This is a genomic window from Spirosoma knui (genome assembly GCF_054780635.1).
This window is the reverse complement of the sequence record NZ_BAAGVY010000013.1, coordinates 40,502-57,015: the sequence shown is the minus strand read 5'-3', so window position 1 is coordinate 57,015 and position 16,514 is coordinate 40,502. Positions and strand designations below refer to the sequence as shown.

The 16,514-nt window shown below is 50.5% G+C and carries 14 protein-coding genes and 1 tRNA gene; 11 read left to right on the top strand and 4 right to left on the bottom strand.

Annotated elements, in window-relative coordinates; genetic code table 11:
* Positions 1-11 precede the first annotated feature (11 nt).
* From ACYVIY_RS23205 to ACYVIY_RS23195, 3 genes are all read right to left on the bottom strand, one after another.
* A complete protein-coding gene (locus ACYVIY_RS23205) occupies positions 12-3,143 on the bottom strand; it encodes an Eco57I restriction-modification methylase domain-containing protein (protein WP_460978818.1) in 3,132 nt (1,043 codons plus the stop codon).
* A gap of 114 nt (positions 3,144-3,257) precedes the next feature.
* Positions 3,258-3,341 (bottom strand) — tRNA-Thr (locus ACYVIY_RS23200).
* Positions 3,342-3,462: 121 nt separating this feature from the next.
* Positions 3,463-5,781 carry a DUF349 domain-containing protein gene (locus tag ACYVIY_RS23195; protein ID WP_460978816.1) on the bottom strand — a complete coding sequence of 773 codons (2,319 nt, stop codon included), beginning with the start codon at positions 5,779-5,781 and terminating at the stop codon, positions 3,463-3,465.
* Positions 5,782-5,875: 94 nt separating this feature from the next.
* On the opposite strand from ACYVIY_RS23195, the gene pdxH reads away from it, so the two are divergent.
* The 7 genes from pdxH to ACYVIY_RS23160 all read left to right on the top strand — a co-directional run bounded on the left by pdxH (position 5,876) and on the right by ACYVIY_RS23160 (position 12,747).
* Entirely contained in the window at positions 5,876-6,517 is a 642-nt protein-coding gene (gene pdxH / locus ACYVIY_RS23190) for a pyridoxamine 5'-phosphate oxidase (RefSeq protein WP_460978815.1), read from the top strand.
* Between the two features lie 95 nt (positions 6,518-6,612).
* Positions 6,613-8,169: an MFS transporter gene (locus ACYVIY_RS23185; RefSeq protein WP_460978814.1), complete on the top strand. Its 1,557-nt coding sequence runs from the start codon at positions 6,613-6,615 to the stop codon at positions 8,167-8,169.
* A gap of 39 nt (positions 8,170-8,208) precedes the next feature.
* On the top strand, positions 8,209-8,430 hold the full coding sequence (locus tag ACYVIY_RS23180; RefSeq protein WP_460978813.1) for a DUF6814 family protein: 222 nt from the start codon (positions 8,209-8,211) through the stop codon (positions 8,428-8,430).
* Positions 8,431-8,531: 101 nt separating this feature from the next.
* Positions 8,532-10,427 (top strand): acetate--CoA ligase, encoded by a 1,896-nt coding sequence (acs, locus tag ACYVIY_RS23175; RefSeq protein WP_460978812.1) that lies wholly within the window; start codon positions 8,532-8,534, stop codon positions 10,425-10,427.
* A gap of 134 nt (positions 10,428-10,561) precedes the next feature.
* Positions 10,562-11,290 (top strand): 3-keto-disaccharide hydrolase, encoded by a 729-nt coding sequence (locus ACYVIY_RS23170; protein ID WP_460978811.1) that lies wholly within the window; start codon positions 10,562-10,564, stop codon positions 11,288-11,290.
* Positions 11,291-11,424: 134 nt separating this feature from the next.
* Entirely contained in the window at positions 11,425-12,450 is a 1,026-nt protein-coding gene (locus ACYVIY_RS23165) for an endonuclease/exonuclease/phosphatase family protein (protein ID WP_460978810.1), read from the top strand.
* 60 nt (positions 12,451-12,510) lie between these two features.
* The gene (locus ACYVIY_RS23160; RefSeq protein ID WP_460978809.1) at positions 12,511-12,747 is read left to right on the top strand and encodes a DUF3820 family protein; all 237 of its coding nucleotides are present in this window, start codon (positions 12,511-12,513) and stop codon (positions 12,745-12,747) included.
* A 23-nt stretch (positions 12,748-12,770) separates the two neighbouring features.
* Here the strand turns inward: ACYVIY_RS23160 and ACYVIY_RS23155 are convergent, their stop codons facing one another.
* Positions 12,771-13,175, bottom strand: a complete 405-nt coding sequence (locus tag ACYVIY_RS23155; protein WP_460978808.1) for an antitoxin YezG family protein — start codon at positions 13,173-13,175, stop codon at positions 12,771-12,773.
* Positions 13,176-13,444: 269 nt separating this feature from the next.
* Between ACYVIY_RS23155 and ACYVIY_RS23150 the strand changes: the two genes are divergently transcribed.
* The 4 genes from ACYVIY_RS23150 (at position 13,445) to ACYVIY_RS23135 (ending at position 16,385) form a co-directional block, all read left to right on the top strand.
* Complete coding sequence (locus tag ACYVIY_RS23150) at positions 13,445-13,963, top strand: RNA polymerase sigma factor (RefSeq protein WP_460978807.1); 519 nt, start codon at positions 13,445-13,447, stop codon at positions 13,961-13,963.
* On the top strand, positions 13,947-14,738 hold the full coding sequence (locus ACYVIY_RS23145) for a HEAT repeat domain-containing protein (RefSeq protein WP_460978805.1): 792 nt from the start codon (positions 13,947-13,949) through the stop codon (positions 14,736-14,738). Before ACYVIY_RS23150 ends, ACYVIY_RS23145 begins: the two co-directional genes overlap by 17 nt.
* A 148-nt stretch (positions 14,739-14,886) precedes the next feature.
* Complete coding sequence (locus ACYVIY_RS23140) at positions 14,887-15,669, top strand: DUF4097 family beta strand repeat-containing protein (RefSeq protein ID WP_460978803.1); 783 nt, start codon at positions 14,887-14,889, stop codon at positions 15,667-15,669.
* Between the two features lie 23 nt (positions 15,670-15,692).
* A complete protein-coding gene (locus ACYVIY_RS23135; RefSeq protein ID WP_460978802.1) occupies positions 15,693-16,385 on the top strand; it encodes a DUF4097 family beta strand repeat-containing protein in 693 nt (230 codons plus the stop codon).
* Positions 16,386-16,514 lie beyond the last annotated feature (129 nt).

The window sequence follows — 16,514 nt, the reverse complement described above, 5'->3', positions numbered from 1 at the left end:
AAAAACAGTATTTAACGCCTTTCAACTACTGCTATCTCCTCATCCGTCAGTCCGTAAAGCTCATAAACTAATTGATTAATTTCCCGTTCGGTTTGGTCGAGTGTGGCCTGAATAGTACGCGCTTTGGCTTGCTGTTCGGATAAGAACGTCATCCATTCGGATTGTTGGCTGAGCGACAGTTTTACTTTCTGTTTCGTCAGTTCAGCTACAAAGTCTTTGAACGATAGCCCCGGCCAGTCTTCTAGTTTGCGGCTGATAGTTGGTAGTTCGACCTGCGATTGTAGGAGTTGTAAGAACTGGCTTTTTAACCGTTGTAAGGCTTCGTTTTGGCTCAGCATTATTTCGGCTCTGGTGGCTAACGGTTCTTTGTTGTCCGTTTGGGCAATGGGTACGTCTTTCAAGTAGATAGATCGTAGTTCCAACCGCCCGCCTTTGTCCTCATCTCCAAGGACAGAACAAACGCGCTTCAAATAGGACCAAATCAGTTTTGAGTTGAGGACAGCTAATAGATAGAGGTCATTCGTTGGAATGATAAACGCTTTATTATTGCAATACAAGCCTGTATTGTCAAATGTAAAGCGAGATTCTTTTGCTATTTCTGGATACAGAATTTTAGGCTTTTCAAGAATCCTGTAATACTCTACGGAGTCTTGTATCTCATACCACTGATAATTTCCCGCTTTTCGTCCACCAGCTATACCAGGGGTTAGGCGGTCTTTAAATTGGTGTAAATAATTGCGGATAGCTGGATAATTATTAATGTCAATTCCACGCCGTGTAAAAATCAAAAATTTATCCTCCTTATCTATTCTGTACATTCGTACATTATCACCTACTATAAACGGTTTGATGATGTCCGCACTTGAAGCATGTTCTTTTACCAATTCCTCACGCTGACGACCACTTATTATAAAAGCATCATTAAAGCCCGTTAAAATTCCTCTATAGAAGCTGGTTTTAACGTATTGGCTCATTGGAACTCCTACTGATACAATCTTTTCAAAAATTGCCCCCTCATCACCTCCTGATAATTGCCAATTCTCCTGTTTAAACTTGTCCTGAATAATTGCCACTCGCTTACGGCTTACTTCATTCACCAAGTTATCAAACGTCAATGTCTGAATTTTGGCAAAGGTTGTGTCAGCCGGTTTGTCAGCAGCCTTACGGACTACCAAGACAGCCGGGAACGTACCCGCGTCCTGAAAAACGGGTAATTCGCCAAAGTCTATAATCTGTTGCAGATCAAAGCCGGACAGATACCCCCGCAAGTTTTTGCCGTACCCCGCTTTGATAAACTTGTTGGGCGTAATATATCCTAAGTAGCCATCAGATTTAAGCAGTCCTAATGCCCGCTCGTAGAAGTACACGTACAAATCAGCCGTTCCGTTACCCACCTTGCGAAACTGTTGTACGTAGTAGGCTTTATGTGTCTTATCTAACAACTCCTGACGTACATACGGAGGATTACCGATGACCACATCAAAACCGCCCTTTTCCTCAACCTCTGCAAATTCAGCCCGCCAGTCAAACGCCTTTTCACCACCAACGGCCGGATCAGCAATTAATGAGTTACCTGCTTTGATGTTTCGGTTGAGAGAGGACAGTTTACGACCCCGCCGTGCCGTTCGGAGCCAGAGCGAGAGTTTAGCAATCTCAATGGATTCGTCGTTCAGATCAACGCCGTAGATGTTGTTTTCCAATATGCTGTTTTCTACGTCGGACAGCACCAGCGGAATACCCAACAGATTCGCGTTCATTTCGTCTAACTGCCGGTGTTCGCCAATCAGGTAGTCTAACGCTTCGTTGAGGAACGCCCCCGAACCGCAAGCCGGGTCAAGCACCGTAACCGTCAGCAACCAAGCCCGGTATGCATCCAAACGGGCCAGCAGTTCCCGCTTTTTGGCCTTGCGCTGATCGGGCGTAAAATTGTCGGGCGTAATCTTAAATGCCTGCTTTTTAGCGTTGCAGAGCGTTCCAAGCGTGTTCCTGACAATGTACTGAGTAATGTACTTAGGCGTGTAGAAAACCCCATCCCGCTTGCGTTTGGTGTCTTTGTAGGCAATGGTTCGCCCTTCACTACCGGCCGTTAGTTCTTCAATCTCGTTCAGGCTGTGTTCAAAGATGTGGCCTAAGATGTTTACGTCAACGTCGGTTTCAAAGTCGTAGCGGGTTAGTTTAGCCGTTTGCTCGTATAATAGTTGGTCATCTATTACCAAACTGTCCAACACGGCATCGGGCGCAAACAAGCCACCATTGTAGGCAAAAATGTCGTGCTTTTTTCCCTTGTGGCCGGTGTTGAGGTAGCCGAAATACTTCTTAAACCGGGCATACAATGGCACGTCCTCATCTAAATCTTTCAGCGTTTGCCACTGGTTCAGAATCTCGCTGATGGAGTTCGGCGGCAACAATGTTCTATCCTCAGCAAATAGGATGAACAGAAAACGGTCAAGTAGCTTTTGGGTTTTGCGAAACAGCAGCAGCGGTTCATATTGCGGATTCTGTTTCAGCACGTCAGCAAACAGCAGCCGTTTGAAGCCTGAATAATCAGCGTAGAGTTTCTTGGTTATGTTTTCTTCCTGAACCGTTGATGCTGCTTTGATCGTAGCCGGTAAACCCGCAAACAGCGTCGGTAGCGACAGGCAGAGGAACAACAGTCGGAACCGTTCAGCGTCAAGGGTGAACAGGTTAAATTCTTCGTAATCTATTGCATCCTCAACGTAGAAGCGTAGCTTTTCAAAGTTGGACGTAACGACGTAAGTACACCCCCGTTGGTTGTTCTTATAGCCAAAGGCTTGCTGTTCAATCTTGGCTAAGTCCGTGACCTTCGTATCCTTTAGCTCAATAACAGCGATCACCTGACCATCTCGAACAATGGCCCCGTCTGCTTTCTTACTGTCCTTTACGTTCTTTAATTCCGTCAGCAGGTTAAAGTCTGGTTCCGGGTTGAGGGTGTAGCCAAACACCTTGCCGAACAATTCGCGTAAGAACCCTTCCTGAAACTGTTCTTCTTTAGAATCACGAATGTTCTGCTGAATAGCCGGATTGCCGAAATAGATTTGGAAGGATTGCCAGGCAATTTGTACGGCGGATTGATCGAGTTGAGAGAGATACGTTTTAAGGACGGACGGTTGAAACAGGGGCATAGGCAAACCAATGAGTTCTGAAAGGAAGCTACCCGGTAAAATGTATTGCAAGTTGTATTGCAACTCATAAAAAAAGCACTTACAGGATAAAGTGTAAGTGCTTGATAATGAATGAGCCAGTGGAGGGATTCGAACCCCCGACGCGCTTGCGCATCCTGATTACAAATCAGGCGGAATCGACCGCTATCCGACACTGGCCAAAACCAACGTTTCGTTTCTGAATCGTGGTGCAAAAGTAGCGCTTTCGTGGTTTCTATGCAAGAAAGGGCCAAAAATAATGGCTAACAAATTTTCAATCCGTTAGCCATTATACGTACTGTTACGCCTGCGCTACTTTTAATTGATGCCGCAAATCATCGAGTTGCTTCTCAGCATCAGCGATTTTCTTGTCAATATCCGCCCGGAGCTTATCGGCGTTCTTCGACCGTGCAAAGAACTCAATGTTATTCCGATACGTAGCAATATCATTTTCAATAGCCGTGATCCGCCGACGAATATCGCTTTCGCGCTTATTACCACCGCCGTCACGATCACCACTCCGGCCCGTGTCACGGTCGCGACCACGCGTAACTTCGGCTTCGTTCTGAAGCATCACCCGTTCTTTATCCTTGGCTGGAATCTTACCCGTCGCTCCCACCAACGCGTTTACGGCATTGATGTAACGCTTCTGCGTAGACTGCATGTCTTTTTTGGGCACGAAACCAATGCTGTTCCACTCCTTCTTGAACTCATTGAGTTGAGAAAGGTCTGCATTTTCATTCGCTGCAGCTTCAATCCGCTCGATCAGGGCGATTTTCTTAGCCAAGTTGCCTTCAAACTCGCGTTCCGTCTCCTGATTTTTCGAGCGTTTCTTATTGAAGAACGCATCACAGGCGGCTTTGAACCGATCGAAAATTGAGTTCTTCTGCTTTTCAGGCACCTGACCAATGTTTTTCCACTGGCGCTGCAACTCAATTACCGTCTGGGTAATCTCAGGTGATTCTTCGCCCGAAGCCAGAATCGCTTCGACCTGTTCGCAAAGTTCGGTTTTAGCCCGAAGGTTCTCTTCCCGCTTCGTTTCCAGTTGTTTGAAGAACTCGCCTTTATTGTGGAAGAAGGTTTTCAGCGCGGCCCAGAACTTCTTGCTTAGCTCTTTGCCTTCCTCGCGCGGCATTGGCCCTTTAATGGCGTTCCAACGATCTTGCAACGCCATCACAGCCTTCGTTCTGTCGTTCCAGTCGTTAATACTGTTCGAGGTGAACGAGGTCATCGGCACCAGTTCTTCGTAGATCGCTGACTTTTCTTCGTACAACTGCGCCGACTCTTTCCGCTGTTCGTTCGTCTGATCCCGGCGTTTGTCATATAAAACGTCCAGAGCGGCTTTCATCCGACCCCACAAGACTTCCTGCTCGGCTTTCGGCGCGGGTCCGATGTGCTTATATTCTTCGAACAAGGCGTTGGCTTCGTCGATTACCTGACGCGTTACGGGCGTTTCTTCGGTAGCCTTGGCCATCGCTTCGACCTTTTCGATCACGTCTGCTTTCAGGCTGGCGTTACGTTTCCGGTCGAGTTCTTTCAACTCAAAATAAATATTCCGATTGCTGTAGTACCGATCAACGAGTGCATGATACGTAGCCCATAACGTAGCGTTATGGGGCGAATTCATATTACCGGCTGCTTTCCACTCGTCCTGAATCTTCTTGAATTCGTTCCAGCTCGTTTTCGGATCGCCCGCGTTGTTCTCGTCGGTTTCGACCAGTTCACGCAGACGGGTTAGCAATTCGGTTTTAGCCGCGAAGTTGCCGTCTTTGGCTTTATCCAAATTCTGGAAATACGTGTTCTTCTGACTCTTGATCTGCTTATACAACTCGTCGAAGCGCTGTACCAGTTCGTCGTGTTTGTACTCGAATCCTTCTTCAGAACCCGATTCGGCTACGTATGCTTGCAGGGCGGCTTCACGCTCCGCCCGTTTCATCTGGTCGAACAGCGGCTTAACTTCTTTCAGCGTCTGATCGGCTTTCTTAAAGTCACCGGGCGTTACAGCAGGCGTACTGATTGTAGCCATTTGTGATTCCAGCAACGTAACGAAGTCCTGTTTTGAGAACTGGCTGTAATCTACCGTTGGCTGAGTCGCGTCTTCGGTTTCGTCGGCATCGGCAACATCGGCGTATTGCGCTGAAATTTCTTCACCGGCTACTGATTCGGCGGGCGTTGCTTCGGCAGTAGGCACAGACGTATCTTCCTCCGATGCAGCTTCCGATGCGGGAGTTGTTTCTGCTATGGTTTGCAGGGTGGATTCCTGCGCATCCGGTGTGGTTTCGGCCGCAGGCTGATCAACAGCGGCTTCCACGTTTTCTGTTTCAGCCGTTACGGGTGAAGCTGGCTCTGTTGAACGTTCCGATGCGGTTGTATCTAAGTCTTCGGCAGCACCTTTCGGCGTCGTCCCGGCCGTTTCAGCAGGCTGGGTTTCGTCCGCAGAAGCAGCAACGGCCGGTGCTTCCGCCGATGGTGGCGTAGCCTCCGTGCCCTCTACCGCTTCTTCAGATTGCGTTGCTGCAACCGAAGGGGTGGTGTCTTCGGGGGTATTCACTGCCAGCTCGTCGGTGGCCTGGGTTGGAACCTCCGGCTGCTGGTTAATTTCCTGTTCTTCGTTTGCCATGTTGGGAACGTACCGATTACTTTTGCAAAATTACGACAAAAAGCGGATTTTCTTGTAGTACACTCGTTGAAAAGCCGTTAAACATCCCCTCAGAATGTCATCCACAATCAGCGATTTACGTAAGGAATACACCCTTAACGGTTTGGACGCAGCCGATGTTTCACCGCATCCGATCGCTCAATTCCGGCAATGGTTCGATGCAGCCTTACAGGCAGGTGTCCCCGAACCGAACGCGATGTACGTGAGCACGGTAGGGGTAAATGGGCGGCCTGATGGACGTATCGTGCTGCTTAAAGGCGTATCGGAGGCCGGTTTTGTGTTCTATACAAACTATGAAAGCCGGAAAGGTCGCGAGTTGACCGACTACCCATTTGCCACCCTTACGTTCTTCTATCCTGAACTCGAACGCCAGATTCGGATTGAGGGTACCGTCGAGAAAGTTAGCCCGGCTGAGTCCGACCAATATTTTAACAGTCGCCCGCGTGGCAGCCAGATCGGTGCCTGGGTATCAAGCCAAAGCACGGTGATTGACAACCGAGAGGTGCTGGAAAAGCGCCAGCAGGAACTGGAAGCCCAATTCGCCGACCAGCCTGTACCCCGCCCGCCCCATTGGGGTGGTTTCCGGGTTGTACCCGATGCGGTGGAGTTCTGGCAGGGTCGCCCCAGTCGCTTACATGATCGGATTCGGTACCGTCAGGACGGGGAAAACTGGCTTATCGAGCGCCTATCTCCTTAAAGTTGTCTGAATGGAGGGTAGGTAAAAAGCCGGTTAGCGGTGCTTATACTGGAAAAGCAGTCCTGTACTACTGGATTTACCTACTCTCCTTACCAATGCTCGCTAAAAAAGCCTCAGCCAAACAGGCTGTCGACAAACGTACGCTCTTCAGTGTCATCTCCGCTTCTTCCGTCGGGACACTCATTGAGTGGTATGATTTTTATATTTTCGGCAGTCTGGCCGCGATTCTGTCCTCCCAATTTTTCCCAAAAGACAATCCCACGGCCGCCCTTCTGTCGACCTTAGCCACCTTTGCCGCCGGATTTATTGTCCGCCCGTTCGGCGCTTTGGTGTTCGGGCGACTGGGCGATCTGGTCGGTCGTAAATATACGTTCCTGGTGACGCTGGTTCTGATGGGCGGGTCGACCTTCGCTATCGGGCTGATTCCAGGCTACGCGACTATTGGCTTCTGGGCCCCCCTGCTGGTGCTGCTGCTTCGGCTGATTCAGGGACTGGCGCTGGGTGGTGAATACGGCGGAGCAGCTACCTACGTAGCGGAGTACGCGCCCGAAGGTCGCCGTGGTTTCTACACCAGCTTCATCCAGACGACGGCGACGCTGGGCCTGTTCGTATCGCTGGGCGTTATCCTCCTAACACGGCAGACACTGGGCGTGGAAACCTTCTCCGAATGGGGCTGGCGTGTGCCGTTCCTGCTATCGATCCTGCTGGTTGCCGTTTCTATCGTGATTCGGATGCGTATGGCCGAGTCGCCCTTGTTTGCCAAGCTGAAGTCGGAAGGTAAAGTGTCGAAGAACCCGCTGGCTGAGAGTTTCGGGAAAAAGCAAAACCTCAAAATGGTTTTGCTGGCTCTGTTTGGGGCAACCGCCGGTCAGGGGGTAATCTGGTACACCGGGCAATTCTACGCCTTGTCGTTTATTCAGAAAGCCTGCAATGTCGAATTTGTGCAGTCGAACATCATTGTCGCCGTGGCTCTGCTGGCCGCTACGCCTTTCTTCGTGATTTTCGGGGGTTTGTCGGATCGCATCGGGCGTAAGCCGATTATGCTGGCCGGTATGGCGCTGGGGCTGCTCACCTACCGGCCGATCTACGACAAGATGTACAACCTGACCGACCTGAGCCAGAAACAGGAAGTCACCGACGCCCGGAGCATCGAACGAAAGCTGGTGAAACAGGAAGACGATAAACCGTTGGTGACGACTATCACCACAACTCATTACTATCTAGACGGTACATTACTGAAGGAAAGCGAGAAAAGCGCGACGAGTACAACTCCTAAAGAAGTAACTAAATCGGTTCTGCTGACAACGGGCGATTTAGTGATTATGATTTTGCTCGTGTTTGTGCAGGTGCTATACGTAACGATGGTATACGGGCCGATTGCCGCATTTTTGGTCGAATTATTTCCAACCCGGATTCGCTACACATCCATGTCGCTGCCGTACCACATTGGCAATGGCGTATTCGGCGGATTGACTCCGTTTATCGCTACGGCGCTTGTGGCAACGGCGACAAAAGCAAACGAAGCCGTGCCCGGTTCAGTGGCCAAGCCGTATCTCGAAGGGCTTTGGTATCCGATTCTGGTGGCGGGCGTTTGTTTCGTGATTGGCCTGTTGTATTTAAACAATAAGAGCTACACCACCGCCAAAGATTAACGGTTTCTGAACTCCCCTGACACGTAACACAAGTGCATTATGGAAGGATTGAAAAAATATTTGGGTGTTGTCTGGATCTTACTGGGCATCTACGTAGGCTACGACCAGATTACGGATAGCCTGACCAAGATCGCCAGCGATAAGCTTGAAGATCGGGTATTCGGGTGGGTCGTTCTGCTGGTATTGACGCCCATCGTCGTTAGCGGACTGATCCTGTTCGGGAAGTACGCACTCGACGGCGAATATGGCTCTACCGAGTGAATCGGCTTGCCCAAGGGAAGGAAATGAGTGAAAGAGTGAATAGATTTGTGCGCCTTTTAAGCGACTAATCGCTCCTTCACTCATTCGTTGTTTATTTAATTATGCGTATCCGAACCTTTGACGAATATCAGGCAGCTTACCAGAAAAGTGTCGACGACCCCGAAAGCTTCTGGGCTGAAATTGCTCAGGAATTTCAGTGGCGTAAACCCTGGACCAAAACGCTGCAATGGAACTTCGACGAACCCAACGTAAAGTGGTTTATCGGTGGTAAACTCAACATTACTGAAAACTGTCTCGATCGCCATCTGGCAACGCGGGGCGATCAGCCGGCCATTATCTGGGAACCAAATGACCCTTCGGAAGCGAGTGTTACGTTAACGTACCGGATGCTTCATGACCAGGTCTGCCGAATGGCGAATGTCCTGAAACGTAATGGCGTCGTAAAAGGCGACCGCATTTGCATTTACCTGCCGATGGTGCCTGAACTGGCGATTGCCGTATTGGCCTGCGCCCGTATCGGAGCCGTTCACTCGGTAGTTTTCGGTGGATTCTCGGCCCAGAGTATTGCCGATCGAATCAACGATGCGCAGTGCAAGCTGGTGATTACGGCGGATGGTGCTTACCGCGGCAACAAAGAAATTCCACTTAAAAGCGTGGTCGACGACGCGCTCATTGGCTGCCCGAGTGTGCAGAAAGTGATCGTGATGACCCGCACCCGCACGCCCGTATCCATGCTTAAAGGACGGGATGTATGGATGGAGCAGGAACTGAAACAGGTTACGGCCGACTGCCCCGCCGAAGAGATGGACGCCGAAGATATGCTGTTCATTCTCTATACCTCCGGCTCTACCGGTAAGCCGAAGGGTGTGGTACATACCTGTGGCGGCTACATGGTTTATGCGGCTTACACCTTTCAGAACGTTTTTCAATACGAACCCGGCCAGGTTCATTTCTGCACGGCTGACATCGGCTGGATCACGGGCCACAGCTATATCGTGTATGGTCCGCTGGCGTGCGGAGCGACCTCGATGATTTTCGAAGGCGTTCCTACGTATCCGGATTACGGCCGCTTCTGGGACATTGTCGATAAGCACCAGGTTAACATTCTGTATACCGCTCCAACGGCCATCCGGTCGCTGATGGGCTTTGGTTTAGAGAAAGTTGAAAACCACGACCTGAGCAGTTTACAAGTATTGGGTTCGGTTGGTGAACCCATCAATGAAGAAGCCTGGCATTGGTACGACGACCACATTGGCAAGAACCGTAGTCCGATCGTCGATACGTGGTGGCAGACCGAAACGGGCGGCATTCTGATTTCGCCCCTGGCCGGTATTACCAAGACCAAACCGACCTACGCTACGTTGCCATTACCCGGTGTACAGCCCATTCTGGTTGACGAGAACGGGAAAGAGATTGAAGGCAATGGTGTCAGCGGCAACCTGTGCCTGAAATTCCCCTGGCCGGGCATCCTGCGCACTACGTACGGAGACCACGAGCGCTGTCGGCAAACGTATTTCAGCGCTTACCCAGGCTCATATTTCACCGGCGACGGTTGCCTGCGCGACGAAGACGGCTACTACCGCATCACGGGCCGGGTCGACGACGTTCTGAACGTATCGGGCCACCGCATCGGCACGGCTGAAGTCGAAAACGCTATCAACATGCACACCGGTGTTGTCGAAAGCGCCGTAGTGGGCTACCCCCACGACATCAAAGGGCAGGGCATTTACGCGTACGTGATCGCCGATCAGATGCCCGCCGACCATGATGCCGATCTGACCAAACGGGATATTCTGGCGACGGTCAGCCGGGTGATCGGTCCGATTGCCAAACCCGACAAGATTCAGTTCGTGAGTGGTTTACCCAAGACCCGCTCGGGCAAGATCATGCGCCGGATTCTGCGCAAAATTGCCGAGGGCGATACGTCTAACCTGGGCGATACAACGACTCTACTCGATCCAGGCGTAGTCGATGAGATTAAGGCAGGAGCGATTTGAGTCAACAGGCTCTTTAGCTTATGATCGATGAAACGCCGGGCTGCTCTGTCCGGCGTTTCTGTTATGTCATTCACCAATCAGTAGCGTAAGGTCAATTCGTGTCTTTATACGGCAGTAAACCCCATTCTCTAGTTATGTTAAAGCATATTACTCTAGCGGTATTAGTGACCTGCGCTAGTGGCACCGCCCTGTTGGCACAAGCGCTGAATACGTTATCGGCTCAGGAAAAGAAAGAAGGCTGGACGCTTCTGTTCAACGGGCGCAATACAGCAGGCTGGCATACGTATGGTAACAAGGGCGTCGGCGCAGCCTGGCGTATCGACCAGGGCGCACTGCAATTATACGTCCCTCAGCGGGCTGGCAATAAAGCCGTTAATGGGGGCGATCTGGTAACCGATGCCGCCTTCAGCAGTAATTTCGAATTTAAAGCCGAGTGGAAAGTCGAACGGTTCACAAACAGCGGTATCTTCTTTTTTGTGCAGGAAGCGCCCCAGTACAAAAATATATTTGATACCGGACTAGAGCTTCAGGTACTCGATGATGCGATCTACGAAGGAGCGAACGAGAACACACACCGGGCTGGTGACTTCTTCAGCGTAGCGAATGCCCGTGTTCGGGAGTTAAACCCCGTGGGATCGTGGAATCAGGTGCATGTCAAACTACAAAACAACAAGTTGACGGTCTCGCTGAACGGCTTTTCCATTCAGGAGCATGATTTGAACAGCGCCGACTGGAAAAAACGTATTGCAGGCAGTAAGCTGAATAATGCGCCGATCAGCAAAGGGCAGTTCACGGGCCGGATTGGTCTACAGGACTGGGGCAGTTCCGTCTGGTTCCGAAATATCAAAATCCGTAAGCTGTAGCTTTCTCAACCCCTGTTGATCTATAATTGACCTTAACGTCGGGCCGCTTCGTCCGGCGTTTTTGGTTTAAATTTGGCGCTTCTGACCGGAATCGATGCCTGATTATTTAGTAGTTCAAGTTTGTAATACGTTTCATGATCACTCGCCCTCCCTCGCTAAAATCGTTCTCGCGCTGGCCTAACGTTCAGTACCGCTTACTTCAGCTGGGGCGTTGGTTAAACTGGTTATCGGTAGCGCTTTTTGTTTGCTGGCTGTTGGGGCGGATCCTGGGACGATTCTACTTCTTCGAGTTGTTCAGCCATTTTCAGATTCAGTACGTCTGGCTGGCGTATGCGTTGATGATGCTTCAACTCCTGTATCGGCCTGTTTATACCAGGCGGTTTGAGTCGGGGCTGGTGTTGATTCCGTTCGCTTTATTGGGAGCTGTTCTTTATTTCAATGACAGCCGCTGGGCACCTGGCGAACAGAACGTGATCGCTACTAATTCGCCTTCAGATGTCCGAGTTTTTCACGCGAACGTTCTGTACACGCGCGATACGTACGACACAACAATTGCCTTGATTCGCCAGCAACGACCCGACCTGTACGTATTGCAGGAGATGACACCCCAGAGCATTCGGCAGGTGACCGCTACGTTGCGGCACGAATTTCCGTACTGGTTTGCCTGTTGGTCGAAGGGACCGTGCTGGGTATTGGCAGGCAGTCGGACACCCATTCGGGTCGATCAGGCATTGGCAAAAAAATGGCGTATCATTTCGCTGGAGACGCAAGTGCAGGGGCGGGAGGTGGCGCTGCTTACGGTTCATCCGCGTACGCCTGTCCTGCCCTCGTGGTTTCGCGAACGTAACGCGCAACTACGCTACGCAGCAGATGCGACCCGGCAAAAGTCAATGCCTACGGTCCTGATCGGCGACTTTAACATCAGCGTCTTTTCTCCAGTTTATCAGGATGTATTCGAGTCGCCCACGCAACCCGTTACGTTACAATCTGCCCGAAAGGTCAGAACGCAGCCGACCTGGCCCCAGTTTTTTCCGCCGATGATGATTCCGATTGATCATGCTTTCGTCAATGTGGGATTCTATCCGCAGGTGCTTCGGACGCTGAACAACCCCGGTTCAGATCATAAGGCGCTCGTCGTTGATTTGCGATTTATTAAGTAGTTCGATCGAACGGTCTGGCCTATCTTTGCCACACACGTTTTGGCTTTTCCTCCATACTACATGGCTGAAGAACTCCCGCTGGGTAACCCCGCTTTACTGATCGAATTGCTACGGTACCCCATGCCGTTTGGCAAATACAAGGGTCGTCTGCTCAGGGAGCTACCCATTTCTTATCTGGAGTGGTTTGCCCAAACCGGCTTCCCGCCCGGTAAACTCGGCATGTTGCTGCAAACGCTGTACGAGATTCGTTTGAATGGGCTGGACTATCTACTTACCGAGTTAGAACGAAAGCGGTAGCCTGCCTAAACGCTCCTAATTCTTTATTTTTCCTCGATTGGGCCGTATTTAGCCTCCCGAATGGCCATCCACTCGCGGGCCGTACCACCAGCCGAAAAGTGATCGTCTTCGTCCTGTAATTCCTGGTCCCAGCTAAAGTCGGTCGTAAACTTACCCTGTACCGTCAGATTAATCTGTAGATGATTGGCCTGCGGATGGCCTTCGTTTTTCCGCAATACGTAGAGCGCCTGAACGGCTTCGGTCACCTCATCCGGAAATTCGGTTGACAAGGGTTCAGCGTCTCCCTCCGGCGTCAGGTACGTCCCCTCAAATTCAATATCCTGCCCATCCGATAGCATCTGAACATTCAGCCGGGCGATTGTCCATTCGTTTGGAATAACCGAGCTGATGGCGTCGGTCAAGACGTTGTAAATATCATTTTGAGTCATCTGAAAGAGCGATTTAAGGCTACTCGTGGCAGCTTGTTATGTGTTGGTTAACGAAATCCGGGGCTGATTTGTCCAATCTACCCATAATATCAGGCGTTACGTTCGCTTGACTACGTAATAAATCTCTTTTTTACGAAATATTTTCTAACAATCAAATAACTGACAATCAAACGATTAGCCTTAAAATATTTTCGTTTTAACAGATTATTTTAAAAATTTCTTGAGCAGAACTGTAATGTTTTGCTCACCAAGGCGTCTTTGTCATTGAAATGGATCTACACGCCTTCAAACAACGCATCCTTCCGGTTCAGGGCCGACTCTTTCGGCTCGCGAAGCTATTTCTCCGCAACCGCGAAGAAGCCGAAGACGCCCTGCAGGACGTGTTGCTCCGGCTGTGGACGAATCGGCAGCAACTGGAAGAGTACCATAGCGTTGAGGCTCTGGCGGTACAGATCACCAAAAACCTGTGTCTGGACAAACTGAAAGCGCAGAAGCGTCAGAACGTAACGAGCGATGCCAATCTGTCAGCTATCCAGGCCGAAGGCCTTACCCCCTATCGCCAGACGGAATTATCCGACAGTGCGGGCCTGATGCACCAGTTAATGAATGAATTGCCGGATCAGCAAAAGCTGGTTCTCCATCTGCGCGACGTTGAGGAGTACACGTTCGAAGAAATTGAACAGGTAACCGGCCTTAGCGTCAACAACATTCGAGTGATTTTGTCGCGAGCCCGCCAACGCCTTCGCGACAGTTACGCAAAAGCCAACGACTATGAAGCCAGATATTGAAAAGCTGCTGCAACGATACTACGACGGAGAATCGACGCTGGACGAAGAAAAACAACTGCGTCAGTTCTTCCAGAATGAACCGGTTCCCACGCATTTGCAGGGCCATGCGGCTCAGTTCCGATACTTTGCCGAAGCTCGAACGGAACACCCATCCCTGGCCTTCAGCAACCGGCTCGCCGAGAAACTGAATCCGCCCGAACCCAGTCCGGTCCGTAAATTAGCCAACTGGATTGTCAGGATAGCCGCCAGTTTGATTCTGATTATTGCCGGGTTTGCAGGGGGCGCGTTCTATAACCAGTGGCGCTCCGGCGAAACCGAAGAACAAACACTGGCTTCCGCCGACGATGCCCTTCCCGCCCAGGAGATGAAGAAAGTCCTGGCTTATGAGCAGATGCCGAAAACCTCGGCCAGCGAACGAATTCAGGCCGTCAATCAGAGTTATGACCTGGCTCGCATCGACCAGGACATTACGCAGTTGCTGGTAAACACCTTGAATTTCGACGCCAATGTGAACGTTCGACTCGCGGCTTGTCAGGCTTTACTTCGCTTCGAAAATGAACCGGGTGTCCGCGAAGCGTTGATGCAGTCGCTTTCTATTCAGACCGATCCCAACATTCAGATTTTTCTGATCGAAGCGTTGGTGTCGATCAAGGAAAAAAGAGCAGTAGAGCCGATTCAGCAACTGGCGAAGAATCAGCAAGTGCTCGATGTAGTACGCCTGAAAGCGCAGGAAGGCCTTAATCGGCTGGCGCATAACAGCAACTCGCCTTCGTAACCTATCCATCTCTTTCCCGGTAGCTTCTGACCACTACCAACAGCAGCATTAATTACTCCTCGGCGAGGAGACAGGAGAGGTACATCTCGATGAAAATGCCCATTAAAATCTATAAATCACTTACTATCAATTTGTTCAGTTTAAACCAATGAAAAAACTCCTTATTGTAACGGCCAGCGTATTCTGCTACGTAGCAAACGTCCAGGCTCAGGAATACAAGACCAAACTTGCCAATTCGAAAGATCGAAAAGTCACCATCGAGATGGCCGCTGCTGACATCAAGATCGAAGGTCACAACAGCGATGACGTTGTTATCCAGGCCTCTTCCGGCTTCGAAGCACCACCGGAGCGGGCCAAAGGCTTGAAACCCTTGTATAACAATGCCGTAGACAACTCGGGGATTGGCCTGGCCGTAACGCCCGAAAACGGTGGACTACGTATCGAGAAAGCCGCCCGTAAACAGGTTAAATACACGATTCGGCTTCCGCGTAAAGTAGCTGTTCTGTACCAGCAGGCCAACTGGCAGGGCGGGTCCGACGTCGTCATCAGCAATATGGACGGCGACCTGGAAGTCCGTACGCATAACGCCAACATTGACCTGACCAACGTAACGGGTCCGGTTGTGGCCAACAGTACGAGTGGCGAAGTAAAAGTCGTGTACTCAACGCTGAGTCAGGAGAAGCCTTCGGCCATTTCAACGGTCAGTGGTGCGATTGACATTACGTTACCAGCTGCTGCCAAGTCGAACCTACGACTGCGGTCAATTAACGGTGAGATGTACACGGACTTCGAACTGGGCCTGAAAAATACGAAAGATGGGATGTCGAAAGTGGGCGGGGGCAACAACATCGAAGGCTCCACCAATGGCGGGGGCGTTGAGCTACAGCTGAACACCATCAGCAGCAACATTTATATCCGTAAGCAAAAATAAGCCTTATCTCTCCTCCTACTCCCATGAAAAAATACGTCTTCCTTCTCTTACTCGTCGGGTTAATCAACTCAGCGTTCGCTCAAAAAATCATTGATAAAAAGCTGCCTTACAAAGCGAATCAGACCGTAAACCTCAACCTGAAATTTGCCGATAGCATTCAGGTTCGCTACTGGGATAAGGCAGAGGTATCGGTTCGCATTGCTGTTACGATCAACGGGGGCAGACTCAACGACGCGCTGGTTGTTACGACCGACGCAACGGCTGAAGAAGTAATCCTGAAAACCGATTTCGATCAGGAAATGACCAAGCAAGGCAAAGCTGAAGACTGCCCTGGCCAGCGCTCTTCCTGGAACGATCGAAACGGAACCCGGCACTACCTATGCAGTGACATCAACTATCAGGTGTTCCTGCCCCGGCAGGCCAAGCTGAAACTAGAGACGATCAGCGGCAACATCGACATTCAGGGAGCCTCCGAAGCCGTGTTCGCCAAAACGATCAGTGGCTATGTCGACATGACTTGGCCGAAAGCAAAAGGTGCGAATCTGGCCATGAAAACCATAACCGGCGAAGTGTACTCAGACTTGGACATTGAGTTCAAGGGCAAAAAGCAAAAGAATCCAATCGTAGGCTACCTCCTGGAAGGCACCACTAACGGCGGAGGCCCAAGCGTACAACTCGAATCGATCAGCAACAACATTTACCTCCGGCGGAAGTAAGCGTTACGTATTGTATATCCTTAACACAAGCTAAAAGCTACCCCTCGGGGTGGCTTTTAGCTTATCACCATTACGCTGTTTACAGCATGCCCAAGTGATGACAAGAGTCGAAACTTTGTAATTTTAAAA